This window comes from Bradyrhizobium sp. WSM2793 (assembly GCF_000379585.1).
GTDB lineage: Bacteria > Pseudomonadota > Alphaproteobacteria > Rhizobiales > Xanthobacteraceae > Bradyrhizobium.
Genome location: NZ_KB902773.1, coordinates 108,179 through 131,693, shown reverse-complemented (window position 1 = coordinate 131,693; position 23,515 = coordinate 108,179). Strand labels below are relative to the sequence as shown.

Here is a 23,515-nt window from a genome sequence, read left to right as displayed (position 1 = left end):
GCTTTACGGATCAATCACGCGGTATGGGTCCCTGCGTTCGCAGGGACGACACCGGTGGTTACGGAGGCAACGCTTCATCCTCCCCCCGGCTTGCCCGCAACGCCCGCGCATAGAGCATCATGCCCTCGCGCACGGTGCGCTGTTCCGCCGCCGTCAGCACCGCCAGCGCGCCGCGGACCTGCTGCCGGCCGAACGCGTGCAGCGCCTCCAGCGTGCGCCGGCCCTTCACCGTCAGCGACAATAGCTTGCTGCGGGCATCATTCTCATCGGGCGTCTCCCTGAGCTCGCCGCAGTCGATCAGCTTGCGCACCAGGCGGCTGACGCTGGACTTCTCCAGCCGCAGGAAATCGCCGAGCTCGGCTGAGGTCATCGGACCGCGGATGCCGATCTCCAGGATGGTGTGCACGGCCGACGGCGGATAGTCCGAGGCCGCCACCGTCGCATCCATGAAGCCGAGCTCGCGCACCATCAACCGCGAGGCGGCGCGAATGTCGTCGATCAGCGCAAGCTCGGCCATCTTGACTCCCGGCATATAGTTGTATCATACAACTATATGCGCGCAGCGGCGCGCGCAAGCGTTTTGGAGTGAGCCATGAGCGGAGCTTTGCCGGCAGGTCAGCGGATGAATGGCAAGGTCTGCCTCGTCACGGGCGGCGGCAGCGGCATCGGCCGCGCCACAGCGTTGCGGATGGCGACCGAAGGCGCCGAGGCGATCATCGTGGCGGGACGGCGCGAGGCCGAGATCGAGGCCACCGCCGCTTCATGCCGCGAACTCGGCGCGGAGGCGATCCCGCTCAAGACCGACATCACGCGCGAGGACGACGTCGCGCGCCTCGTCGGCACCGCCATTGAACGTTGCGGCAGGCTCGACGTCGCCTTCAACAATGCCGGCTTCCAGGAGCGCCGCGCGCCGCTGGAAGAGCAGGGCACTGATATTTACGACAGCGTGTTCGACACCAATGTCCGCGCGCTGTTCCTGTGCCTGCGCCATCAGCTGCCGGCGATGCTGGCGCAGGGCCGCGGCAGCATCGTCGTCAACGCTTCTGTCAGCGGCGTGCGCAATCCCAACCCCGGCTTCTCGCTCTATTCGGCCTCGAAGGCCGCCGCGATCTCACTGACGCGCTCGGCCGCGCTGGAGAACGCCCCGCGCGGCATCCGCATCAACGCCATCGCGCCGGGCCGCGTCGTCACCGACATGATGCTGCGCGCCGGCGTCGGCGATGTCGCAACCGTCAGCGCCGGCCTGCCGTTGCGGCGGATGGGGAATCCGGAGGAGGTGGCGGAAGCCGTGGTGTGGTTGGCATCCGATGCGTCATCCTATGTGGTTGGGCACGTGCTCGCGGCGGACGGGGGGTTTTTGGCGTCGTAGTTTTTGGACGGTGGCGCAACAAGCTCAGTGTCGTCCCCGCCTAGTGCGCAATTGCGCACGGGGCGCGGGGACCCATAACCCCAGGGAGAAGTTTGGCGAAGACTGGTCGAGTTTTAGCCCGCGGTACTGACACCGCGCCTTACCGATAGGTCACGCGGCATGGGTTCCTGCGCCCCGTGCGCAATTGCGCACTAGCCAGGGACGACAAGATCAATGCTTCTGCCCGTACAGTACCGGCACCGCCGAATCCACGACGACCTCGACCAGGCTCGTGCCCTCAAACGCCATCCCTTGCCTCAGCGCCTCGCCGAGCTCTGCCGCCTTGCTCACCCGCACCGCATGGCAGCCCATGCCTTCGGCGAGCCGGACGAAATCGATGCCCGGCAGCTCCAGCCCGGGCACGTTGCGCACCTGCATCACCTGGCTGAACGAGCGCATCGCGCCGTAGCCGGAATTGTTGATGACGACGATGGTCAGCGGCAGCTTGCGCTGCGCGGCGGTCCACAGCGCCTGGATCGAGTACATCGCCGAACCATCGCCGATCAGGCACACGGTGCGCTGCTTCGGCTTGCCCAGCGCCATGCCGACGGCGGCGGGCAGGGAATAGCCGAGGCCGCCGCTCGCCATGGTGTAAAAACTGTCCTGGCCGCGCATCGGCATGAATTTCTGCATCGCCGGCCGGTGCGAGGGCACTTCCTCGACCAGCGACGTGCCGTCGGGCATCGCCTGCGACAGCGAATGCAGCAGGAACTCGACCGGCAGCGGATCGGCGGCCTGCGGCGCCGGCGACAGCGTGCGGCCCTTTGGCGCCGCGCGTTTGGTCTCCGGCAGCAGGTCGAGCAGCGTGCTCAGTGCCGGCTTCATCGTCGCGATGATGCTGGTGCCGACCGGCGTGACCGCCGCGGCATCCGCATCATCGGTGATCTGAAAAATCGTCGAGCCGCCATCGAAGATCGCGGCATGGCCCTCGACATGGAAGGTGAACACCGGCGCGCCGATGACGACGACGAGGTCGTGCTCGCGCAGCGCGTCGGAGAGCTGCGCCGGCGAGGCATGCAGGAAACCGGCGAACTGCGGGTGCCGCTCGGGGAACGAGCATCGCGCCGAGAACGGGCTGACCCAGACGCTGGCCTTGGCCTTCTCGGCCACGCGCACCATCAGGTCGACCGCGCCGGCGCGGTCGATGCCGGGGCCGACGACGAGGGCAGGGTGCTTGGCCGAACCGAGCGCGGCCGCCAGCGCCTTCATCGCCTCCGGCTCGGGGCCGGTCTCGCGGCTGACCTTGCGCGCCTCGACCGGCGCGCAGGCATGGGCCCAGTCGTCGATCGGGATCGAGACGAAGGTCGGCCCGCAGGGCGGCTGCATCGCGGTGTAATAGGCGCGCGCGATCGCGGCCGGCACGTCCTCGGGCCGCGCCGGTTCGACGCTGTATTTCACGTAAGGCCGCGGAAATTCCGATGCGCGCTCGGCATAAAGGAAGGCCTGCAGCGGCAGGATCGATCGCGCCTGCTGGCCCGCGGTGATCACGAGCGGCGTCTGGTTACGATGCGCGGTGTAGATGTTGCCGAGCGCATTGCCGACGCCGGCGGCCGAATGCAGATTGACGAAGGCGGCATTGCGGGTCGCTTGCGCGTAGCCGTCGGCCATGCCGACGGCGGAGGCTTCCTGCAGCGCCAGCACGTAGTCGATGTCATCGGGCCAGTCGCTGAGGAACGGCAGCTCGGTTGAACCAGGGTTGCCGAAAACCCTGTCGATGCCGAACGAGCGCAGCAGGTCGAGCGTCGCCTGCTTGACGGTGACGGACTTGCTGCCGGTCTTGCTGCCGGGCTTGCCGTTCTTGGCCATGGTTTCCGTCCCTTCTCAATTCCTCATCCTGAGGAGCGCGTCTTCGCGCGTCTCGAAGGATGAAGGCCCGGCTGGTGGCCTCGCCCTTCGAGACGCGCGCGAAGAGGCGCGCTCCTCAGGCTGAGGGTCTAACTTCCTACATCGTCATTACATTCGCAATGACGAGGAGAGGCCGTCACCACACCGCCGTCCCCTTCATCGTCGGCTGCCCCTCCGCATTCGCGGTCCACAGCTCCATGCCATCCGCGGTCTCGTTGGCGTTGACCGAAAACTCCGTGCCCTCGAACAGCGGCTGCAGGCCGCGATACGAAAACTTCTTCGGCGCCTTGCCGCCGTGCAGCTTCGCAGCCATCTCGATGATCAGCGCCGCCTGTAGCGGGCCGTGGAAGATCAGGCCCGGATAACCCTCGACCTTGGTGACGTAGTCGCGGTCGTAATGGATGCGGTGGCCGTTGAAGGTCAGCGCCGAATAACGAAACAGCAGCACGGGATCGGAGACATGGGTCTCGCGATGCTGCGCCGTCGGCGGCGGAGGCGGGGCCTTGGCGCCAGCGGGCGCGTTGCTCGTCATCTCGCGATAGACGATGTCCTGCCGCTCGCGGATGGCAACGCCGCGCGGCGAGGAGATACTGTGCTCGACCGAGACGAAGCACAGCGTGCCGGTCGAGCCCGTTTTCACCTGTACGTCGGCGATGCGCGAGGTCCGCGTCGATTCATCGCCGACCTGCAGCGGCTGCAGGAACTCGATCTCGCCGCCGGCCCACATCCGGCGCGGCAGCGGCACCGGCGGCAGGAAGCCGCCGCGGGTCGGGTGGCCGTCGGGCCCTAGCATCGACATCGGAAACACCGGCTGCGCCAGGCACCAATGCACCGTGAACGGCGCGGCGTCACCCTTTTTGGGCTCGCCGACGTCCTGGAACAGCGTCGCGCGCAGGCCCATGACGAGTTGCGCGGTGACGATGTCGGTAGCCTCGGTGCTGCGGCCGATCCATTGCCGCAAATGATCGATGTCGAGCTTCTCGGTCATGACGCCTCGCTCTTCTTACTTCCTGGACTTTGGATTTTCGCCGATGGCGGGCACAGCGCCGTAAGCGCGCGTCTCGCCGACGATGATCGGCGCCGGTGCGGGATAGCTGACGCGGCCGTTCGGCGTGTCGACCTCGATGCGGCGCAGATGCGGATGCTTGGCGAGATCGGCCATGGTGTTGACCTCGGCAAAGGCGATATCGGCGTCCGAGAGGCGCTTGAGCAGCTCGTCGCGCGTCATCCTGGCGAAGATATCCGCCACCGTCGTATCGGTGAAGTCGCGGTTGCGCACGCGCTCGACCATATTGGCGACGCGGGGATCGGCCGGCAGATCAGGCTGGTCCAGCACCTTCGCGCACAGCGTCTTCCACTCGCGCTCGCTCTGGATCGAGATCAGGATGTCCTTGCCGTCCTTCGAGGTGAACACGCCATAGGGCGCGATCGAGGGATGGCGCAGGCCCATGCGCTTGGGTGGATTCCCGGCCTCGGAGTTGAGCAGCGGCACTGTGCACCAATCCGCCATCACGTCGAACATGGAGATGCGGATGTCACAGCCCTTGCCGGTGCGCCCACGTCCGATCAGCGCTTCCAGGATCGCCGCATGCGCGGTGGCACCGGTCGCGACGTCGACGATCGACATGCCGACGCGCGAGGCGCCATCGGGATTGCCGGTAATCGAGGCGAGGCCGCTCTCGGCCTGGATCAGCAAATCATAGGCCTTGCGATGTGCATAGGGGCCCTCGTCGCCATAGCCGGTGATCGTGCAGGAGATCAGCCTTGGATAGTCCTTCAAGAGCCGCTCGCGCGAGAAGCCGAGCTTGTCCATCGAGCCCGGCTTCAGGTTCTGGATCAGAACGTCGGCGCTGGCGATCAGCTTCTCCAGCTCGGCGCAGCCTTCCTTCGTCGCGAGATCGACCACGGCCGATTGCTTGCCGCGGTTGAGCCAGACGAAATAGCTGCTCTGGCCTTTCGCCGCCGCGTCATAGCCGCGAGCGAAATCGCCCTCGGGCCGCTCGATCTTGATCACCTCCGCGCCGGCATCCGCCAGGCGCGAGGAGCAGAACGGCGCCGCCACCGCCTGCTCGACCGCAATCACCCTGATCCCGTCAAGTGCTCCCATGATGGTGGCCTCAGTACGAGCGCGGCATGCCGAGCACATGCTCGGCGACGAAGGAGAGCACGAGGTTGGTCGAGATCGGCGCCACCTGATAGAGCCGCGTCTCGCGGAATTTGCGCTCGACGTCGTATTCCTCGGCGAAGCCGAAGCCGCCATGGGTCTGGATACAGGCGTTCGCCGCTTCCCAGGACGCATCCGCCGCCAGCATTTTTGCCATGTTGGCCTCCGCGCCGCAGTCGAGCCCGGCCTCGTATTTGCGAGTGGCTTCCTTCACCATCAGTTCGGCCGCGCGCATCGAGGCATAGGCCTTGGCGATCGGGAACTGGATGCCCTGGTTCTGGCCGATTGGCCGGCCAAACACGCTGCGCTCCTTGGCGTAGTTCGTTGCCTTGGCGATGAACCATTTGGCGTCGCCGACGCATTCCGCCGCAATCAAAATGCGCTCGGCGTTCATGCCGGAGAGGATGTAGCGAAAGCCCTTGCCTTCCTCGCCGATCAGGTTCTCCGCCGGCACCTTCATGTCGGTAAAGAACACTTCGGTGGTGGCATGGTTCATCATGGTGCGGATCGGGCGGATCTCGAGGCCATTGTTCTTGGCCTCGCGCATGTCGACGATGAACACTGAAAGACCGTCGGTGCGCTTCTTGGCCTGCTCCTTCGGCGTGGTGCGCGCCAGCAGAACCATCAGGTCGGAATGCTCAGCGCGGCTGGTCCAGATCTTCTGGCCGTTGACGATGTAGCTGTCGTTGCCGTCCTTGCGCGCGAAGGTCTTCAGCGAGGAGGTGTCGGTGCCGCTGGTCGGCTCGGTGACGCCGAAGGCCTGAAGTCGCAGTTCGCCGCTCGCGATCTTCGGCAAATATTTCGCCTTCTGCTCCGCATTGCCGTGCCGCAGCACGGTGCCCATCGTGTACATCTGGGCATGGCAGCCGCCGCCGTTGCAGCCCGCGCGCTGGATCTCTTCCAGGATCGCCGCGGCCGCCGAGAGCTTCAGCCCCGCACCGCCATATTCCTCGGGGATCAGCACCGAGAGATAACCGGCCGCTGTCAGCGCGTCGACGAACGCCTTGGGATAGGCCATCTCGCGATCGAGCTTGCGCCAATATTCGCCGGGGAACTGGGCGCAGAGCTTTGCGACGGCTTCACGGATGTCGGCGTAGTCTTCGGTGTGGTGTTCTTCACTCATGGCGTTTCCAGTTCTTAGCGGCAGTTAAGATAACGCCGGCCGATCCTCAGGCGTTGTGAAAACAACGCCAGCCCCCTATGCTCATTTGTTATAGCGTATGGAGTAGCCTTCCAGGATTGGCAAGCATGGATTTCCGGCAGCTCAGGACCTTCAGTTGCGTGGCGGAGCTCGGCAGCCTCTCCAAGGCCTCCGACACGTTGCGCGTGGCGCAGCCGGCGCTCTCCCGGCAGATCAAGCTGCTGGAACACGAGCTGCGAACTGAACTCTTCACCCGCAACGGCCGCGGCATGGTGTTGACCGAAGCCGGCCGGCTGCTGCTGGCGCGCACCTCCGGCATCGTGCGGCAGATCGACCAGATCCGCGACGACATCCAGTCGTCCAAGGGGCCGCTGTCGGGCCAGGTCGTGCTTGGCCTCGTTCCAACCGTGAGCTGCGTGCTGTCGGCACGCTTTGCGCGGCGCTGCGTCGAAAAATTCCCCGGCATCTCGCTGCGCATCGTCGAGAGCTACAGCGGCCATCTCGTCGAATGGCTGCATCGCGGCGAGATGGATCTCGCCATCCTCTACGGCCGCTCCGCCGATCTGCATCTCAACGTGCAGAGTCTCGGCCGCGACAACATCGTCGCGGTCGGCCCGCGCGGCTGCGGCCTCGCGCGCAAGAAGAGCGTCGACATCGGCTGGCTGCTCCGGCAACGTTTGGTGCTGCCCAGTCATTCCCACGGCCTCCGCGCGCTGATCGAGCACGCGGCCGCCCAGCGCAAGATCAAGCTCGACGTCCAGCTCGAGGCGGATTCGTTTCGCGTGCTGACGAGCCTGGTCGGGGAGGGCCTCGGCTTCGCGCTGCTGCCGCCGTCGTCGGTCCATGGCGAGGTCGCGGACGGGCGGCTGGAAACCGCGCCGGTATCCAAGCCGATGACACGCGAGCTCATTTTCGCTTCTCCGATCGACCGCCCGGTCTCGACGGCTTCGCTCGCCGTCACGGCGCTGCTGCGCGAGGAAGTCGCGGCCTGCCGCAAGGAAGGCGTCTGGGACATCAAATTGAGTTAGATGCGCTGACGTCGTAGAACAGTCAGGCGCCGCCTTGCCTTCGCATCTGGCGCGAACTGTCATGCCGAAATTTTATAGCTGCGGTGCGAGCTCTAGGGGCGTTCGGAGCGCGCTCTTTATTCACACTCGGTGTCATTGCCCGCGAAGGCGGGCAATCCAGTATTCCAGAGGCCGCGCGGCTAGAATCGAGAAGCCGCGGCGTACTGGATGCCCCGCCTTCGCGGGGCATGACAGTGGAGATTGAGGAGATCGATTGCCCCAGGACAGTCGATTAGCAGCCTACCCCGGAATTCTGACCGGCAGCGTCTCGTATCCCTTGATGAAGCTCGAATAGATCCGCTTCGGCTCGCCGACCACCTCGATGCGGTCGAAGCGCTTCAGCATCTCTTCCCAGACGATGCGCAGCTGCAGCTCGGCGAGGCGCATGCCGACGCAGCGGTGGATGCCGAAGCCGAAGGAGAGATGGGTGCGCGGGCGCGGACGGTCGATGATGAAATCGTTCGGCTTGTCGAACATCTCCTCGTCGCGGTTGCCGGAGACGTACCACATCACCACGCGGTCGCCCTTCCTGATGTGCTTGCCGCCGACCTCGGTGTCTTGCAACGCGGTGCGGCGCATATGCGCCAGCGGCGTCTGCCAGCGGATCACTTCGGGCACCATGGAGTCGATCAGCTCCGGATTGGCGCGTAGCCTGTCGTATTGCTCCGGGTTCTCGTTCAGCGCCAGCACCGAGCCGGTCATGGTGTTGCGCGTGGTATCGTTGCCGCCGACGATGAGCAGGATGATATTGCCCATGAGGTTGTCGGGGTCCATGTGCCGCGTGGCGTCGTTGTGGGCCATCAGCGACAGCAGATCGTTGCGCGGCGCCGAGTTGACGCGCTCGTTCCACAGCTTGGACATGTAGGCGTAGCACTCGTCCATCTCGCGGCGGCGTTCCTCGGCGGAGGCGACGATGCCGCTCTTGGGCAGCGCGGTCGAAACATCCGACCAGCGCGTCAGCTTGCGCCGCTCCTCCCAGGGGAAGTCGAACAGGGTCGCCAGCATCTGCGTCGTCAGCTCGATCGAGACGCGCTCGACGAAATTGAAGGTCTCGTTGCGCGGCAGATTGTCGAGCACCGTCTGCGAGCGCTGGCGGATCAGCTTTGCCAGCTCGTCCAGATGTGTCGGCGTGAACATCGGCGACACCGTCTTGCGCTGCGACGAATGCCTGGGCTGGTCCATCGCGATGAAGCTCGGATAGTCGTAGCCTTCCGGCACGTCGCGGATCGAGATGCCGCCGAGCGTAGAGTCCGAGGAGAAGATGCCGTGATTGGTGTCGACATGCATGATGTCGTTGTACTTCACCACCGACCAGTACGGTTCGATCGGCGCGTTGGTGCAGTAATGCACCGGCTCTTCCTTGCGCAGTCGCTCGAACCATGGCCACAGCGTGTCGTCCTGGAACAGCCGGGGCGCGCCGGGGTGGAATTGGGACAACGGCGTCGCATAGGCCTCCTCGCGGGCCCTGCGCATGCGTTCGGCCTTGTCCACTTTAACCGGCGCTTGGATGTTCATCGTCGTGGCTCCAATTGGTTCTCGGACCTCTCCCGCTTGCGGGAGAGGTCGCGCGTAGCGCCGGGTGAGGGTTTTCTCCTCTAGGGGATTGTCCCGTTGCGGAGATACCCTCTCCCCAACCCTCTCCCGCAAGCGGGAGAGGGGGCGCAGCATTGTCGTGGCATAGTTCGCATTTCACGCCGCGATCTTCACCGGCAGCTCTTCCAGACCCTTCACGAAACTCGAATAGACCCGCTTGGGTTCGCCGACCACATCAATATGGTCGAACCGCCTAAGGATTTCTTCCCAAATAATCTTGAGCTGGAGTTCGGCAAGCCGCAATCCCACGCAGCGGTGGATGCCGAAGCCGAAGGACAGATGCGTGCGCGGGCGGGCGCGGTCAATGATGAAGTCGTAGGGTTTCTCGATCGCCTCCTCGTCGCGGTTACCCGAGACGTACCACATCACGACCTTGTCACCTTTCTTGATCTCTTTGCCGCGGAACTCGAAGTCCGTGAGCGCGGTGCGCCGCATGTGCGCCAGCGGCGTCTGCCAGCGGATCACTTCGGGGACGAAACTATCGAGCAGTGCGGGGTTCTCGCGCAGCTTGCGATACTGTTCCGGATGCTGGCTCAGCGCGAGCAGCGAGCCCGACATGGTGTTGCGCGTGGTGTCGTTGCCGCCGACGATCAAAAGCACGAGATTGCCGAGGAAGTTCTTGGCGTCCATGTCGCGCGTCGCGGCGCCATGCGCCATCATCGACAACAGATCGCTCTTCGGCGGCTGCGCGATGCGCTCCTTCCACAGCCGCGCGAAATAGCCGGCGCATTCGGTCAGCTCGGCCTGACGCTCGTCTTCGGTGGCGACGAGGCCGTCGGGGCCGGGGATGGTGGTGGCGATGTCGGACCAGCGCGTCAGCTTGCGGCGGTCCTCCCAGGGAAAGTCGAACAGCACCGCGAGCATCTGCGTGGTGAGCTCGATCGAGACGCGGTCGACCCAGTCGAACACCTCGCCGCGGGGCAGGTTGTCCAGGCACTCGGCCGAGCGCTTGCGGATGTTGAGGGCGAGATTGTCCAGATGCGTCGGCGTGAACATCGGCGCCACGGTCTTGCGCTGCGCCGCATGGCGCGGCGGATCCATCGAGATGAAGCTCTCGCGGCGCAGGTCCGGATCGATGTCGCGGATGGTGATGCCGCCGAGCGCGGAGGCCGAGGAGAACACCGAATGGTTGGTCTCGATCTCCATGATGTCGTTGTAGCGCGTCACCGACCAGTACGGCCCGAACATCGAGTCCTTGCAATAGTGCACGGGATCTTCCCGGCGCAGCCGATCGAAATACGGCCAGAACGTATCGGTCCTGAACAATTCCGGGTCGCCCGGATCGTACTGCTCCAGCGGCAGTGAGTTGGCGCGCTCGCGCAATGCGTCGAGCTTTGCCGCGCTCTCCATGGTCCCATGCATGACCGCTCTCCCTGGCATGAACCGCGCGTTCTCGTTGAATTCTGCGCTGCGGTATTTGATTTGCAATTACAGCCGGTTGTCTGCGCCGGAGCAAGGGAGAGTTTTGTCACATCCAACCTTTGGGCGTGGCCGGGCGCGTAGCCCGGATGGAGCCAACGGGTCGGCGCAAAGCGCCGCCCGATGACAGGCTCCGCGTAATCCGGGGCCGCCGTCACTTGGGGCAAGATCCCGGATTGCGCTGACGGGATCTCGATCAACGTGACCCGCCGCACACCATTTGTCGTGAAATCGTGCCAGAAACCGACTGGAATCAAGGTAAATCGAACCCCGCCATCTTGGGGACCGACCAAGCTCTGATCTATAGTTTGACCCGATCAAGACCGCATCCCGAGGTTGCCGCCGTGAACGACATGCAATGGACCCCGATCGGCTCCGAGCCCTTACCGCCGCCGCTGCCGCCCACGCGGGTCGATTTCAGCGGTGACCGCTCCGAGTTCCGGAAAATGGTCACCAAGGGGGCCATGCTGGAGCTCGTCACCTTCGGCTTCTACCGGTTCTGGCTCGTCACCGACATCCGTCGTCATCTGTGGGCGAACACCGCGATCGACGGCGATGCCGCCGAATATACCGGCCGTGCCAAGGAGCTGCTGGTCGGCTTCCTGTTCGCGCTCGCGATTCTGGTGCCGATCTATCTCGCCTACTTCCTGATCGGCATCGAGTTCGAGCGCTGGCAGGGTTTTGCCTCGACGCCGCTGTTCATCGGCTTCTACGCCTTCGGCCAGTTCGCGATTTTTCGCGCGCGACGTTACCGGTTGACGCGCACCGTTTGGCGCGGCGTCCGATTCTGGATGGACGGCTCGGGCTGGGCCTATTCGTTCCGCGCCATGGCGTGGGGCTTGCTCGTATTCCTGACGCTCGGCCTGGCGCTGCCCTGGCGCGAGGCCGCGCTCGAACGCTACAAGATGCAGCACACCCATTACGGCGATCTCCGCGGCGATTTCGAGGGCAACGGCTGGACCTTCTTCAAGCGCGGCTGGTGGCTGTGGCTGCTCAGCCCGATCGCGTTGGTGATCTTCCCGCTCGCGCCGTTCTTCTATGCGGAGTTCAAGGCGCGCGAATGGCGCTGGTGGCTCGACGGCATCCGCATCGGCGGCGTCAGCCTGTCCTCGGACCTGCCGCACGATGCCTTCTACGGCCTGTACTGGAAGGTGATCGGCTGGTGGACGCTGCTCTCGATGGTATTCTCCGCCTATCTCGGCGGCTCCGCCTTGCTGGTCGTCCAGCTGAGCGGCGTTCCGGCCGATCAGGTGTTCGGCTCCGACAATGCCGCCAGGAGCATCCCGATGGTGGTGATGATGGTAGCAGGCTATCTCGCGCTGGCGCTTGCGATCAACATCGTCATGCGGGTCTATCTTCAGCGTGATCTCTGGGCCAAGGTGTTGGAGACCGTCAAGGTGCACGACATCGGCGCGGCGTCGGATGTGCAGGGGCGCGGCGTACTTGCCAGTGCGCTCGGCGAAGGTTTTGCCGACGGGCTCGATGTCGCGGGATTCTGAGCTGTGAGTGACGTATTTGCCGAGGCGCCGGCGCAGGCCGCCAAGCCGACCATCTTCTTCGACGGCATGTCGAGCCGCCGGCGGCAGGTGACGCTGACGTTCGCTGATGCGCTAGAGATCCTCGAGGAGGGCGGAACGCCGGTTCGCTGGTCCTATGCCGACATTCGCCGCGCCGACAGTCCGCCGGGAATCCTGCGTCTTGCCTGCATCGCCGCGCCGCCATTGGCGCGGCTGGAAATCCGCGACGCTGTACTCGCGGCGGACGTGACCGTCCGCTGCGCCCATCTCGACGAGCACCGAACCTCGCGCCGTGGCGTCGCAAAGATCGTCGGCTGGTCGGTGGCTGCCACCGTCTCCATCGTCTGCGTCGTGCTGTTCGGCGTGCCGCTCGCCGCCGACCGGCTTGCACCGCTGGTGCCGAAACCGATCGAGCGGCGCATCGGTGACGCCTCCGAAGTCCAGGTGAAGACCATCTTCGGCCGCAGCGTTTGCGAAGACCCCGCGGGCAAGGCCGCGTTCACAAAGCTGGTCAACCGCCTGCGCGATGCCGCCGGCCTCGACGACGATTCCATGACAGCGGGCGTGCTGCCAACCGCGGTGCCGAACGCGTTCGCGCTGCCCGGCGGCAAGGTCTACGTGCTGAGGGGCCTGCTCGACAAGGCGCAGAACCCCGACGAGCTCGCCGGCATCCTCGCGCACGAGCTCGGCCATCTCAAGCATTACGACAACATGCGCGGCCTGATCTACAACGGCGGCACCTCATTCCTGATCGGCCTGTTGTTCGGCGACGTCACCGGCTCATCCGCCGTGATCTTTGCCTCGCGCACCGTCGTCGAAGCCTCCTATTCGCGCGAGGCCGAGACTGCTGCCGATACGTTCGCGATCGAGATCATGCACAAGCTCGGCCGCTCGCCGAAGCCTGCGGCCGAGCTGATGTTCCGCATCACCGGCAAGGAGGGCGGCTCCACGCTCACGTCGATCCTCGCCAGCCACCCCCTGACCGAGGACCGCCTCGCCCGCATGACCAGGGAAGATCGCCCGGCTAGCGGCCCGCCGCTGCTGACGGACAAGGAATGGCAGTCGCTGAAGGGAATTTGCGGCAGCGGGAAGATCTGAAGGTTGATCGCTGCCACGGCGGAGGTGCGCTCCCTCTCCCGCAAGCGGGAGAGGTGCTTTAGAGCGCGCCTACCGCGTCCCGTAGGCGCGGTCGCCGGCATCGCCGAGGCCCGGCAGGATGAACCCGTTCTCGTCGAGACCTTCGTCCACCGCCGCGGTCCAGATCGGCACGTCCGGATGCAAGCCGCGCAGCCGTTCGAGTCCTTCCGGCGCGGCGATCAGGCAGGCGAGGCGGATGTCCCTGGCGCCGCGCTCCTTCAGGCGGTCGATGGCGGCGACGGCCGTGTTGGCGGTGGCGACCACCGGGGTCACCACGATTGCCAGGCGCTCGCCGAGGTCGGACGGCGATTTGAAGAAATACTCCACCGCCGCAAAGCTGTGCGGCTCGCGGTAGAGCCCGATATGGGCGACGCGCGCAGTCGGCACCAGGTCCATCATGCCGTCGACGAAGGTGGTGCCGGCGCGCAGCATCGGCACGAACACCAGCTTCTTGCCGGCGATCTTGGCCGAGTGCATCGTCGCCAGCGGCGTCTCGATCACGGTATCCGCGAGCGGCAAATCGCGCGTCACCTCGTAGCAAAGCAGCATGCCGATCTCCTTGATCAGCTCGCGGAATGACTTTGTGGAGATCGATTTGTCCCGCACCAGCGTCAGCTTGTGCTGCACCAGCGGATGATCGACGATCGTGACGCCTTCCATGATGGGATGCTCTTCTTCTTCCCTTCTCCCCTTGTGGGAGAAGGTGGCGCGAAGCGCCGGATGAGGGGTATCTTTCCGCGTATTCCAATTGAGAGACCCCCGCGGAGAGAGACCCCTCACCCGGCTTCGCTTTTGCGAAGCCACCCTCTCCCGCAAGGGGAGAGGGTTTAGAAAACCGTGCCGTCGCTGATCACCTTCAGCGGCGGCGAACTGTCGGGCCGGCGCGCAAACGCAATGGCGCGGCCGGCGGCCCAGGTGCCGCCTTCCAGAATGCTGGCGAGCGGCAATGTCTCGGGCGTGCGGCCGAGCTTGGCGCGAACCAGCTCGGCAAGCTGGTCCAGCAGCGCGACCGTCAGCGCACGCCATTCCACGACAAGCAGCGAGTCCACCGCATGCGCGCGCGCGGCATCCGCGGCGTCGCGCAGGCGCAGCACCTCGTAGTCGACGAACAGTCCGCCGTTGCGGTATTCCGCAAGCCCCGTGAGGCCGTCGATGTCGGTGACGTCGAGGCCAGCGCGCTGCAGCGGTTCGATCAGGGAATAACTCAGCCATTGCGACAGCTTGTGCAGCGGCACGAGGCCCGCGGTCGCATCATCCGCCCTAAGCGCTGGATGGCGCCAGCAATCGCCGAGCGGAATCTTTGCAAGCTCCAGCCGCGACGGCCAGATCGGTCCGAGCTGGTTCAGCACCGCCGACAGGATCGCCGGTGCGGCAATGGCGCCGCCCTTCGCCTGCGCCGCGATGTGATCAAACAGCCCGCCCGGCCGCGGTGTATCTTGCAGGCCGAAAATCTCGGCGCGCTCCGCGACCAGCTTGCCCAGACGCCGCAACAGATCCGTGCGCCCCTCGAGCCCGAGCAGCGCATTGGTGTCGCTGACCTGAAAAGCGGAGGTGAGTGCGGCGAGCGGCAGCTGCGCGAGCACGTTCGCATCGGCCCTGAATGGCGAGCCGGCGTCGCGCGAAAAAAGACCGCTCGCGAACATGTCGAGGCTCGCGATCGCAAGCCCCTCGGACCGGCCGATGCCTTGTCCCGTCACTGCGTCGCGATAGCGCCACGCGGCGCCCGCGCCGGCATCGAGCAGCACGCTGACGATGGCAAGGTCGAACTCCGCGCGCGCCCGCGCGGCGCGGTCCGGCCACGAAGCCGCGTCGGCAAGCTTCGCCCAGCGGTCGACGCCGCCAAGCACAAAATGCCGCCAGCGCGCATGGAATGGAATGTCCAGCGCCGGATAGGCTTTGCGGGTCACCGCGAGCACGGCCTCCGCGACACCATCCATCCGGTCGAGATCGATCGTGAAGTGGCGGAGGCCGCCGGCAAGGCCGATCTCCAGCATCTGCGCGGCCCGCGCGCGCACCGCATCTGCGGTGAGCAGCGAGCGTGCTTGCAATTCCAAAGCCTCCGGCATCGCGCGATCAGTATTTTTCCAGCGAACGCCCGACCACGCCGTCCACGTCCTTCTCGGGCGCGATGTCGGTCGAGTAATAGCCGGCGGCTTTCTTCGCGGCGATCTCGACATAGGCGTCGGCGGGAATCAGCTCCGGCGGGATCGGCACGCGCTCGACGATGTCGATGCCCTGCGAGGTCAGCGCGTCGTATTTCATGTCGCTCATCGACAGGAAGCGGTCGATGCGCTTCAGGCCGAGCCAGTGGATCGTATCCGGCATCAATTGCTGGAAGCGGGCATCCTGCACGCCGGCGACGCATTCGGTGCGCTCGAAATAGGCGGCGGCCGCATCGCCGTCCTCCTGGCGCTTGCGCGCGTTGTAGACCAGGAATTTGGTGACCTCGCCGAGCGCGCGGCCTTCCTTGCGATTGTAGACGACGAGCCCGAGCCCGCCTTCCTGCGCGCCGCGCGCGGATTCCTCGATGCCGTGGATGAGATACGGACGGCAGGTGCAGATGTCGGAGCCGAACACATCGGACCCGTTGCACTCGTCATGCACGCGGCAGGTGATCTTGGTGCGATGGTCCGGCAGTTTCGTCACATCGCCGAACATGTAGACGGTGGTACCGCCGATCGGCGGCAAAAACACCTTCATGTCCGGCCGCGTCACCAGCTCGGGGAACATGCCGGCGGTCTGCTCGAACAGCGTGCGCCGCAGCTCGGTCTCAGCGGTGCCGAAGCGCGCCGCAAGCCCCGGCAGGTACCAGACCGGATCGATCGCGATTTTCACGACGGAGACGCTGCCATTGGCATGTACGACCTCGCCGTCGGCGCGTAGCCGTTTTGCGGCCAGCGCCTCGCGGATCTCCGGCAGGTCGAGCCGCGCTCGCGTCACGGCGATGCTCGGGCGGATGTCGGAGCCTTCTGCGATCTCCTTGCCGAAATTCTCCGCGACCAGATGCCCCCAGGGATCGAGCGCGACGATTTTTGCGGGATCGCGCCATTGCTCGAACGGTCCGATGGTCGCCGCCGGAAACGTATTGGTGAGGTCGGGCCTGCGAATCGGATCGAGCGCGCCGGCGGACACCGCGAGCGCACGGTACATCGCGTAGGACCCGCCATGGCTGCCGATCACGTTGCGATCCCCGGCGCGCGAGACCGTGCCGATGATCGGCCCGCGGGCGCGCGCGTCAGCGGCGCCCCAGTGGATCGGGAAGGCGGACTTCCGGCCCGGCTCCGGATGCGAAGTCAGGCGGATGTGGTCGGTACGGTTCGCGCGGCTCATGACCAAACTCCCAAAAAGCCAACGGCCCGCCGCTCGGACGGGCCTGGCTCGGTCGCGTTGCCGACGCGGAACATCGGCGACGCAAGCTCAATCCAACATATTGTAGCGGCAAGACGCGACAGACAAGTTAATCGTGCTGCGCGCGCAGGGCCTCCGCTGCCGATGCCGGTCACCAGCCATTGCCATGCCCAGCTGAATGGCGCACGGCACCGGTATACAGGCTATATCTATGTAGTTATTTGTGTTTTTGAAGGGGCCACCGGCCGGCGAGGCCGGCTAGACCAGCTGCCGGTCGCCTCCCGGCGTCCGGATCACCGCGCGAAACGAGGGCGCGGAATCGTGACTGAAGCGGATGCGCGGATCGTCCAGAAAGCCCGCCAGCGACGCGGCGATCGTGTCCGCCTCGGGGTGCCGTATCTCGAATTCCACCAGGGAGCAGCCGAGATCGGCCATGCGCGACGCTGGATGCGGTCCGGCCGGCCACTCGATCACGGTCGGAAACGCGCCGTCGAACGGCATCGAGCCGTCGGGCGGGACGGAGATCAGCCATTCGAGATGGCCGCGCGTCACCGTGATGGCTGGTTTTGCGACATGCGGGATCGTCGCGAGCGCGGACGTGATGTCGGACGTGCTCACGACCCAGGTCATGAGCCGCGGCGAAACCGCGAGCGCCGCGCGCGTCCGTGCATCGTCCAGCGCGAACCAGCGCGGCCGGGTGGGCGCGGGAGCCGACGGGTTCGGCGCGATGACTTCGAGGAACGCTGTCTCGCTCAGTCGCAGCAGATGATTGTGCGTGCCCATCAGCGGATGCGCGCCGCCGGCCGGCGGCGCAATGCCGAGCGCGGTCTCGACATAGGCAACGCCCTCGGCAAGGTCGTTCGCGGCGACGGTGATGTGGTCAAGACGAAGCATGGCTAGCGATCCGATTTCTTCTCGAGCTCTTCCAGGCTATGGCCATATCGTGCGACCAGGTTGAATCTGCGCACGGTCGAGCTCGCGCTGACTGTAACCTTTGGTCCATCGAACTGCCATCGCCTGTCCGCGCTCCCTGCAAGGAGACGGCGTATCGTGCACAAATCGGGCTGCGTCCACACCCTTGCAAACGCGTGACTGGATAAAGCCCATATATTCAGACATATCGACTGGATCGGTTGACCGCCCCGGAGACCCCCATGCCCGCCAGCTACATCGACCCCCGCAACGGAAAGCTCTATGCGCTCGACCAGCCGCGCTGGTGCTCGGACGAGCGCACGCCGCTTCTGGTGACGCCGGGCGCGGGGATCTCGCGTGAGGACATCGACGGCCGCACGCGCTCGCTCTGGCGCTACCGCGCGGCGCTGCCGGTCGAGATCAAGACTCCGATCACGCTCGGCGAAGGCTGCACGCCGCTGGTGGAGCAGGGCTGGGGCGATTTGCGGCCGTTGTTCAAGCTCGAATGGTTCAACCCGACCGGCAGCTTCAAGGACCGCGGCTCGGCCGTGATGCTGTCCTTCCTGCGCCAGATCGGCGTCGACGCCATCTTGGAAGACTCTTCCGGCAATGGCGGCTCGTCGATGGCGGGGCTGGGCGCCGCCGGCGCCATGCGCGTGAAGATCTTAGCGCCGGCCTCGACCTCGCCGGCGAAGATCGCGCAGGTGCGCGCCTACGGCGCCGAGGTGCAGCTCGTCGAGGGCCCGCGCGAGGAGTCAGAGGCCGAGGCGATCCGCCAGTCGCAACAGACCTTCTATGCCAGCCACAATTGGCAGCCGTTCTTCCTCGAAGGCACCAAGTCGCTCGCCTATGAAATCTGGGAAGATCTCGGCTTCCGCGCCCCCGATAACATCATCGTCCCCGTTGGCGCCGGCAGCTCTCTTCTCGGGTGCGCCTTCGGCTTCCGCGAGCTGTTGAGGGCCGGCCAGATCGCGAAGCTGCCGCGGCTGTTCGCGGCGCAGCCACTCAACTGTTCGCCGATCGATGCGAGCTTTCAGGCCGGCGTCGATACGCCTGTCGCGCGCGAGGTGAACAAGACCATCGCCGAAGGCACCGCCATCAAGCACCCGCTGCGCCTGCGCGAGATCATCGCGGCCTTGCGCGAGAGCGGCGGCGGCACCGTCGCGCTCACCGAGGACGAGATCGTCGCCGCCCTCCGCCGTCTTGCGCGGCAGGGCCTGTTCGCCGAGCCGACCAGCGCCAGCGCGGCTGCGGCGCTGGACAAACTCTCCGCCACCGGCGCCATCAAGGCGACCGACACCACGGTCGCCGTCCTCACCGGCACCGGCCTGAAGGCCGCAACCACCGTCGCCGATCTCGTCCAGTAGGGTCCGATCTGTTGGGCCGTGTTGCGGCGCGGCCGCCGCGGGACGAGGGCGTTGCAGAAGGCCCGGGCATCCGCGTTGCCGCGGAGCCATGCGGCCGCGTTGAACCTTCGGCGCCCGTCGCCAGCCTCATGAAGATCCAGCTCGCGCAAAGGGGAGAGTTCCATGACCGCGCAGGATCCGTTTGCAGGTTTCAAGGCAGTCCAGAAGGAAGCCTGGTCGCTGTTCACGCCGATGGAAGTTTTCACGATACCGACCGCCGCCAAGCTCGTCGGTTTTGCCGGCGTTGCCGCCGGCCAACGCCTGCTCGACGTCGGATGCGGCACCGGCGTTGTCGCGATCACGGCGGCGCGCCGCGGTGCGAAGGTCAGGGGTCTCGATCTGTCGCCGGTCCTGATCGAACGCGCCCGCGAGCATGCGCAATTGATGAACCTCGATGTCGACTTCAAGGACGGCGATGCCGAAAGCCTGCCCTATGGCGACAACGAGTTCGACGTGGTGCTCAGCCAGTTCGGCCACATGTTCGCGCCGCGCCCGGACGTCGCGATCGGCGAGATGCTGCGCGTGCTGAAGCCCGGCGGCACCATCGCCTTCTCCACCTGGCCGCCGCATCTGTATGTCGGGCGAATGTTCGCGCTGATCGGCCGCCATCTGCCGCCGCCCGAGGGCGTGGCATCGCCGGTGTTGTGGGGCGATCCGAAGATCGTCGCCGAGCGTCTCGCGGGGAAAGCGAAGGACCTCTCCTTCGAGATGGACATGATGACACCGTCCGCCCTCAGCCCGCAGCATTTCCGCCGCACCATGGAAACGACGATCGGGCCTTTGATCAAGCTCGTCGCCCAATACAAGGACGAGCCGGACAAGCTCAAGAGCTTCCGAGCCGAATTCGAGGCGCTGATCTCGGAATATTTCGACCCCGGCCACAATGTGATGCGCCAGCAGTTCCTGATGTCGAAGGCAAGCAAGGTGTGAGGCTGAAGCGATAAGCCGCCGCGATCGCACGTGCTTTTCCTTCTCCCCTTGTGGGAGAAGGTGGCGCGAAGCGCCGGATGAGGAGTCTCTCTCCACTCAATGAAATTGAACTTGCGGAGAGAGACCCCTCACCCGTCTCGCCGCTATGCGGCGAGCCACCCTCTCCCACAGGGGAGAGGGTGCAGCGAGCAAGCGCCTTCACTCCTTCAGATCATTCACCTGCTTGACCCAGCCGCGCACGTCGGCGAGCACGGCGGGCAGCACCGCCTTGACCTCGGCCACGGTCATGCCGGGCTTGATGCGGGGATCGTACAGCAGATTGAGGATGTACTGGTCGTAGACGTCGAAATAGCCCATCGAGACGTTGTCGTTGAACATCGTCCACGGCACGCTCGCGGTGTCGTTGATGGGCCCGAGCGATTGCAGCAGCTCCTCATAGGCGCAGTCGAGAAAGACGAAATCGCCGTTGTCGACGGTGAGGATGACGTCGGAATGCTCGATCTCGAAATTGTCGTTCTTGCGGAAGCCGGACAGGCATTGCGGGTCGAGCGAGGTGCGGATCTCGCGCGCCTTCTCGGCGCCGTAGAAGCTGGAGATGGTGCGGAAGAGGTCGCGGTCGCGCACCAGCTTCACCCGCACATTGGCCGCTTCGGCGGTCGCGATCATGGCGATATCGAGATGCTGCACGCGATGGGCGATGTCGGCCACGACCTTGGCGAGCTGCGTCTTGCGGTCGGCGCGGTCGCTCTCGGCGTACACGCGCACCGGTCCGTCGAATTTGCGAATGCGGTCGACGCGGCCGGCGAGGTGATATTCGGCGCCGAACGCCGTCTTCAGGAAGCCCTCGACGATCTCTCCGTCGGTAAAATTCTTCTTCTCGGAGCGCTGGCGCGAGGAGACCGCGGGCAACTCGCCCGCCACCGCCGTGGTCGCGGGATCGGGCGCGCATGTGAGCGCGGCGAGCGCCAGCAGGGCGATGCGAAGGGCAGCCGAGGACGGATTGAGTGCGCTCATCGTCGTGCGACGCTGCCGTATTCACGTCGCGCGCACAAGGCCGCAGATTCACGCGGCCTGCGGGTTCCCGGCATTGTCTGTAGCAAGAGAGTTACAGTGTCGTAGGGTGGGCAAAGGCGCGAAAGCGCCGTGCCCACCATCGCGCCGCAACCGCAGTCAGTGGTGGGCATGCCTCCGGCTTTGCCCACCCTACGGAAGCGTGCGTCAGTTGTTCAGCACCACCACCGTGGTACCGACCGAGACGCGGCCGTAGAGATCGCTGACGTCGTCATTGGTCATGCGGAAGCAGCCCGAGGAGACCGCCTGGCCGATCGTCTCCGGCTCGTTGGAGCCGTGGATGCGGTAGAGCGTCGAGCCCAGATACATCGCGCGCGCGCCGAGCGGATTCTCGACGCCGCCCTTCATGTGGCGCGGCAGGTCCGGCCGGCGGGCCAGCATCTGCGACGGCGGCGTCCAGTCCGGCCATTCCTTCTTGGCGGTGATCCTGTGGACCCCGCCCCAGCGGAAGCCGTCGCGGCCGACGCCGATGCCGTAGCGCAGCGCCTGGCCGTTCTGCAGCACCAGATACAGCCGCCGCTCGCTCGTGTTCACCACGATCGTGCCGGGGGCGTAATTGCCGTTATACATGACGGTGGTGCGGGGGATCGGATTGGCGCCGGAACGGAAGAAGTTCGGTCCGCCGCCCATGATGTCGCGCGAGTCGAACTCTTCGGCGAACGCGCCGCCCGCCATGGCCGACAGCAGTGCGATGGCGGCAATCGGCGCGGCAAAAAACCGGATCATTGTTTCCCCCAGCAAAAAATCGATTCAACAAGGGCCACAGGCCATATTTGCGGGCTTTTCGCAAGCCACGGCCCCGTGAGGGATGCCATGCTTAACGATTGACGTCACCAGATCCGCAACCGCGCCAATTTGACGAAAAGCGTTATCCAAGCCAGCGCATCCTCGCGCGGGGCAGGGCCGCGATGGCCCCTATTGCTTTGACGGGGCCTGCGAACAATGATTGGTCGGATACCTCACTCGAAATCGGCGGTTGCGGGAGCAAGAAGAATGAACGGTGCGGAAAGCCTGGTGCGGACGATGGTCAAGGGCGGGGTGGACATTTGCTTCTCCAACCCGGGAACCTCCGAGATGCATTTTGTCGCAGCGCTCGACCGGGTCCCCGGCATGCGCTGCGTGCTCGGCCTGTTCGAGGGCGTGGTGACGGGCGCGGCCGACGGCTACTATCGCATGAAGGGTACGCCGGCCTCGACTCTGCTGCATCTCGGCCCCGGCCTCGCCAACGGTCTTGCCAACCTGCACAACGCCAAGAAGGCCAATTCCGGCATCGTCAACATCGTCGGTCAGCATGCCGTCTATCACATCGACTACAACGCGCCGCTGACCTCCGACATCGAGGGGTTGGCCCGGCCGATGTCGTCCTGGGTCCGGACCTCGCCGAACTCCAAATCGGTGGCCGCCGACGGCGCCGCCGCGATCGCCGCCGCCAAGAGCGCGCCGGGTCAGATCGCGACCCTGATCCTGCCCGCCGACACCGCCTGGAACGAGGCCGACGGCATCGCCGAGGTTCCGGCCGAGCAGCAGCGCGCGAGCTATTCGCCGCAGGCGGTCGAGCGGGCCGCGAAGATCCTGCACGGTGACGGCGAGGGCACGCTGCTGCTGATGACCGGCAGCGCCCTCAGCGAGCAGGGCCTGGCTCTGGCCGAGCGCATCGCCTCCAAGACCGGCTGCACCGTGATGGGCCCGACCTTCCGCCCCAAGATGGCGCGCGGCCGCGGCCGCTACTCGATCGACCGCATCCATTACGTGATCGAGAACGCGCTGCCGATGCTGGCCAAGTTCCGTCACATCGTGCTGGTCGAGTCTGACGATCCCGTGGCGTTCTTCGCCTATCCGAACAAGCCGAGCATGCTCAAGCCTGAGGGCTGCGACGTCCATCGCATGACCTCCTGGGGCGAGAACTCGGTCGCAGCGCTCGAGGCGCTTGCGGGTGCGGTGAAGGCCAGCGCCAAGGACGTCAAGCCGCAGGCCGTGCAGGAGCTGATCAGGCCGACCGGCGAGCTCACCTTCGCCTCGATCGCGCAGGCGATCGCCTGTGCGATCCCCGAGAACGCGATCATGGTCGACGAATCCCTCACCACAGGCCGCGGCTTCTTCCCGCCGACGGCCGCTGCCGCGCCGCACGACTGGCTGCAGAACATGGGCGGCTCGATCGGCTTCTCGACGCCGCTCTCGATCGGCGCTGCGATCGCCTGCCCGGACCGCAAGGTCATCACCATGGTCGGCGACGGCAGCGCGATGTACACGATCCAGTCGCTGTGGACCCAGGCGCGCGAGAACCTTGATATCGTCACCATCGTGTTCGCCAACCGGATCTACCAGATCCTGCGCGGCGAGTTCGACAATGTCGGCGCCGGCGAGCCCGGCCAGCGCGCCAACGACATGCTCCGCCTCGACCGGCCCACGCTGGATTTCGTGGCGCTGGCCAAGGGCATGGGCGTGCCCGGCCGTGCCGTCACCAATGCCGACGAGTTCAACAAGGCGCTGGCCGAAGCCGTCGCCGAGCCGGGGCCACGGCTGATCGAAGTCCAGATGTAGGGGTTGATTGAACAAG

The 23,515-nt window shown here is 65.6% G+C and carries 20 protein-coding genes; 7 read left to right on the top strand and 13 right to left on the bottom strand.

Annotated elements, in window-relative coordinates; genetic code table 11:
- Positions 1 to 58: 58 nt before the first annotated feature.
- Positions 59 to 517, bottom strand: a complete 459-nt coding sequence (locus A3AS_RS43325) for a MarR family winged helix-turn-helix transcriptional regulator (RefSeq protein WP_084674807.1) — start codon at positions 515 to 517, stop codon at positions 59 to 61.
- Positions 518 to 592: 75 nt separating this feature from the next.
- On the opposite strand from A3AS_RS43325, the gene A3AS_RS0108785 reads away from it, so the two are divergent.
- Positions 593 to 1,369, top strand: coding sequence for an SDR family NAD(P)-dependent oxidoreductase (locus A3AS_RS0108785; RefSeq protein WP_018317228.1), 777 nt, complete (start codon positions 593 to 595; stop codon positions 1,367 to 1,369).
- Between the two features lie 210 nt (positions 1,370 to 1,579).
- On the opposite strand, the gene mdlC is transcribed toward A3AS_RS0108785, so the two are convergent.
- From mdlC to A3AS_RS0108765, 4 genes are all read right to left on the bottom strand, one after another.
- The gene (gene mdlC, locus A3AS_RS0108780) at positions 1,580 to 3,214 is read right to left on the bottom strand and encodes a benzoylformate decarboxylase (protein WP_018317227.1); all 1,635 of its coding nucleotides are present in this window, start codon (positions 3,212 to 3,214) and stop codon (positions 1,580 to 1,582) included.
- Between the two features lie 175 nt (positions 3,215 to 3,389).
- Positions 3,390 to 4,241 (bottom strand): MaoC family dehydratase N-terminal domain-containing protein, encoded by an 852-nt coding sequence (locus tag A3AS_RS0108775; protein WP_018317226.1) that lies wholly within the window; start codon positions 4,239 to 4,241, stop codon positions 3,390 to 3,392.
- Positions 4,242 to 4,256: 15 nt separating this feature from the next.
- Positions 4,257 to 5,360, bottom strand: a complete 1,104-nt coding sequence (locus A3AS_RS0108770; protein WP_020508645.1) for a CaiB/BaiF CoA-transferase family protein — start codon at positions 5,358 to 5,360, stop codon at positions 4,257 to 4,259.
- A 10-nt stretch (positions 5,361 to 5,370) separates the two neighbouring features.
- Complete coding sequence (locus A3AS_RS0108765) at positions 5,371 to 6,540, bottom strand: acyl-CoA dehydrogenase family protein (RefSeq protein ID WP_018317224.1); 1,170 nt, start codon at positions 6,538 to 6,540, stop codon at positions 5,371 to 5,373.
- Between the two features lie 125 nt (positions 6,541 to 6,665).
- On the opposite strand from A3AS_RS0108765, the gene A3AS_RS0108760 reads away from it, so the two are divergent.
- Entirely contained in the window at positions 6,666 to 7,586 is a 921-nt protein-coding gene (locus A3AS_RS0108760; protein WP_018317223.1) for a LysR substrate-binding domain-containing protein, read from the top strand.
- Between the two features lie 279 nt (positions 7,587 to 7,865).
- Here the strand turns inward: A3AS_RS0108760 and A3AS_RS0108755 are convergent, their stop codons facing one another.
- Together A3AS_RS0108755 and A3AS_RS0108750 are read right to left on the bottom strand one after the other, a co-directional pair.
- The gene (locus A3AS_RS0108755; protein WP_018317222.1) at positions 7,866 to 9,140 is read right to left on the bottom strand and encodes a cytochrome P450; all 1,275 of its coding nucleotides are present in this window, start codon (positions 9,138 to 9,140) and stop codon (positions 7,866 to 7,868) included.
- A 174-nt stretch (positions 9,141 to 9,314) separates the two neighbouring features.
- Positions 9,315 to 10,580: a cytochrome P450 gene (locus A3AS_RS0108750; RefSeq protein WP_026201814.1), complete on the bottom strand. Its 1,266-nt coding sequence runs from the start codon at positions 10,578 to 10,580 to the stop codon at positions 9,315 to 9,317.
- A 401-nt stretch (positions 10,581 to 10,981) separates the two neighbouring features.
- On the opposite strand from A3AS_RS0108750, the gene A3AS_RS0108745 reads away from it, so the two are divergent.
- Both A3AS_RS0108745 and A3AS_RS0108740 read left to right on the top strand, forming a co-directional pair.
- Entirely contained in the window at positions 10,982 to 12,136 is a 1,155-nt protein-coding gene (locus A3AS_RS0108745) for a YjgN family protein (protein ID WP_049814824.1), read from the top strand.
- Positions 12,137 to 12,139: 3 nt separating this feature from the next.
- The gene (locus tag A3AS_RS0108740; RefSeq protein WP_018317219.1) at positions 12,140 to 13,252 is read left to right on the top strand and encodes a M48 family metallopeptidase; all 1,113 of its coding nucleotides are present in this window, start codon (positions 12,140 to 12,142) and stop codon (positions 13,250 to 13,252) included.
- A 69-nt stretch (positions 13,253 to 13,321) separates the two neighbouring features.
- Here the strand turns inward: A3AS_RS0108740 and upp are convergent, their stop codons facing one another.
- The 4 genes from upp to A3AS_RS0108720 all read right to left on the bottom strand — a co-directional run bounded on the left by upp (position 13,322) and on the right by A3AS_RS0108720 (position 17,533).
- Positions 13,322 to 13,951 (bottom strand): uracil phosphoribosyltransferase, encoded by a 630-nt coding sequence (gene upp / locus A3AS_RS0108735; RefSeq protein WP_018317218.1) that lies wholly within the window; start codon positions 13,949 to 13,951, stop codon positions 13,322 to 13,324.
- A 167-nt stretch (positions 13,952 to 14,118) separates the two neighbouring features.
- Positions 14,119 to 15,357 carry a URC4/urg3 family protein gene (locus A3AS_RS0108730; protein WP_018317217.1) on the bottom strand — a complete coding sequence of 413 codons (1,239 nt, stop codon included), beginning with the start codon at positions 15,355 to 15,357 and terminating at the stop codon, positions 14,119 to 14,121.
- 7 nt (positions 15,358 to 15,364) lie between these two features.
- Positions 15,365 to 16,621 (bottom strand): GTP cyclohydrolase II, encoded by a 1,257-nt coding sequence (locus tag A3AS_RS0108725; RefSeq protein ID WP_018317216.1) that lies wholly within the window; start codon positions 16,619 to 16,621, stop codon positions 15,365 to 15,367.
- Between the two features lie 276 nt (positions 16,622 to 16,897).
- Complete coding sequence (locus A3AS_RS0108720) at positions 16,898 to 17,533, bottom strand: VOC family protein (RefSeq protein WP_018317215.1); 636 nt, start codon at positions 17,531 to 17,533, stop codon at positions 16,898 to 16,900.
- Positions 17,534 to 17,793: 260 nt separating this feature from the next.
- Between A3AS_RS0108720 and A3AS_RS0108715 the strand changes: the two genes are divergently transcribed.
- Together A3AS_RS0108715 and A3AS_RS0108710 are read left to right on the top strand one after the other, a co-directional pair.
- Positions 17,794 to 18,918 (top strand): threonine synthase, encoded by a 1,125-nt coding sequence (locus tag A3AS_RS0108715; RefSeq protein WP_018317214.1) that lies wholly within the window; start codon positions 17,794 to 17,796, stop codon positions 18,916 to 18,918.
- A 162-nt stretch (positions 18,919 to 19,080) separates the two neighbouring features.
- Complete coding sequence (locus tag A3AS_RS0108710) at positions 19,081 to 19,887, top strand: class I SAM-dependent methyltransferase (protein WP_026201812.1); 807 nt, start codon at positions 19,081 to 19,083, stop codon at positions 19,885 to 19,887.
- Positions 19,888 to 20,085: 198 nt separating this feature from the next.
- Here A3AS_RS0108710 and A3AS_RS0108705 read toward each other — a convergent pair whose 3' ends face one another.
- Positions 20,086 to 20,901, bottom strand: coding sequence for a DUF2927 domain-containing protein (locus A3AS_RS0108705; protein WP_018317213.1), 816 nt, complete (start codon positions 20,899 to 20,901; stop codon positions 20,086 to 20,088).
- Between the two features lie 204 nt (positions 20,902 to 21,105).
- Positions 21,106 to 21,684, bottom strand: coding sequence for a L,D-transpeptidase (locus A3AS_RS0108700; RefSeq protein ID WP_018317212.1), 579 nt, complete (start codon positions 21,682 to 21,684; stop codon positions 21,106 to 21,108).
- Positions 21,685 to 21,951: 267 nt separating this feature from the next.
- Here A3AS_RS0108700 and A3AS_RS0108695 point away from each other — a divergent pair, with 267 nt between their 5' ends.
- Positions 21,952 to 23,499, top strand: a complete 1,548-nt coding sequence (locus A3AS_RS0108695; RefSeq protein WP_018317211.1) for an acetolactate synthase large subunit — start codon at positions 21,952 to 21,954, stop codon at positions 23,497 to 23,499.
- Positions 23,500 to 23,515: the final 16 nt, after the last annotated feature.

What these genes read in the sequence shown, in the direction of transcription:
- A3AS_RS0108695 (WP_018317211.1), top strand. Translation starts at nt 21,952, where the DNA reads ATGAACGGTGCGGAAAGCCTGGTGCGGACGATGGTCAAGGGCGGGGTG.
- A3AS_RS0108760 (WP_018317223.1), top strand. Translation starts at nt 6,666, where the DNA reads ATGGATTTCCGGCAGCTCAGGACCTTCAGTTGCGTGGCGGAGCTCGGC.
- A3AS_RS0108770 (WP_020508645.1), bottom strand. Translation starts at nt 5,360, where the DNA reads ATGGGAGCACTTGACGGGATCAGGGTGATTGCGGTCGAGCAGGCGGTG.
- A3AS_RS43325 (WP_084674807.1), bottom strand. Translation starts at nt 517, where the DNA reads ATGGCCGAGCTTGCGCTGATCGACGACATTCGCGCCGCCTCGCGGTTG.
- A3AS_RS0108725 (WP_018317216.1), bottom strand. Translation starts at nt 16,621, where the DNA reads ATGAGCCGCGCGAACCGTACCGACCACATCCGCCTGACTTCGCATCCG.
- upp (WP_018317218.1), bottom strand. Translation starts at nt 13,951, where the DNA reads ATGGAAGGCGTCACGATCGTCGATCATCCGCTGGTGCAGCACAAGCTG.
- A3AS_RS0108775 (WP_018317226.1), bottom strand. Translation starts at nt 4,241, where the DNA reads ATGACCGAGAAGCTCGACATCGATCATTTGCGGCAATGGATCGGCCGC.
- A3AS_RS0108710 (WP_026201812.1), top strand. Translation starts at nt 19,081, where the DNA reads ATGACCGCGCAGGATCCGTTTGCAGGTTTCAAGGCAGTCCAGAAGGAA.
- A3AS_RS0108765 (WP_018317224.1), bottom strand. Translation starts at nt 6,540, where the DNA reads ATGAGTGAAGAACACCACACCGAAGACTACGCCGACATCCGTGAAGCC.
- A3AS_RS0108785 (WP_018317228.1), top strand. Translation starts at nt 593, where the DNA reads ATGAGCGGAGCTTTGCCGGCAGGTCAGCGGATGAATGGCAAGGTCTGC.
- mdlC (WP_018317227.1), bottom strand. Translation starts at nt 3,214, where the DNA reads ATGGCCAAGAACGGCAAGCCCGGCAGCAAGACCGGCAGCAAGTCCGTC.
- A3AS_RS0108720 (WP_018317215.1), bottom strand. Translation starts at nt 17,533, where the DNA reads ATGCTTCGTCTTGACCACATCACCGTCGCCGCGAACGACCTTGCCGAG.
- A3AS_RS0108705 (WP_018317213.1), bottom strand. Translation starts at nt 20,901, where the DNA reads ATGAGCGCACTCAATCCGTCCTCGGCTGCCCTTCGCATCGCCCTGCTG.
- A3AS_RS0108700 (WP_018317212.1), bottom strand. Translation starts at nt 21,684, where the DNA reads ATGATCCGGTTTTTTGCCGCGCCGATTGCCGCCATCGCACTGCTGTCG.
- A3AS_RS0108730 (WP_018317217.1), bottom strand. Translation starts at nt 15,357, where the DNA reads ATGCCGGAGGCTTTGGAATTGCAAGCACGCTCGCTGCTCACCGCAGAT.
- A3AS_RS0108715 (WP_018317214.1), top strand. Translation starts at nt 17,794, where the DNA reads ATGCCCGCCAGCTACATCGACCCCCGCAACGGAAAGCTCTATGCGCTC.
- A3AS_RS0108750 (WP_026201814.1), bottom strand. Translation starts at nt 10,580, where the DNA reads ATGCATGGGACCATGGAGAGCGCGGCAAAGCTCGACGCATTGCGCGAG.
- A3AS_RS0108755 (WP_018317222.1), bottom strand. Translation starts at nt 9,140, where the DNA reads ATGAACATCCAAGCGCCGGTTAAAGTGGACAAGGCCGAACGCATGCGC.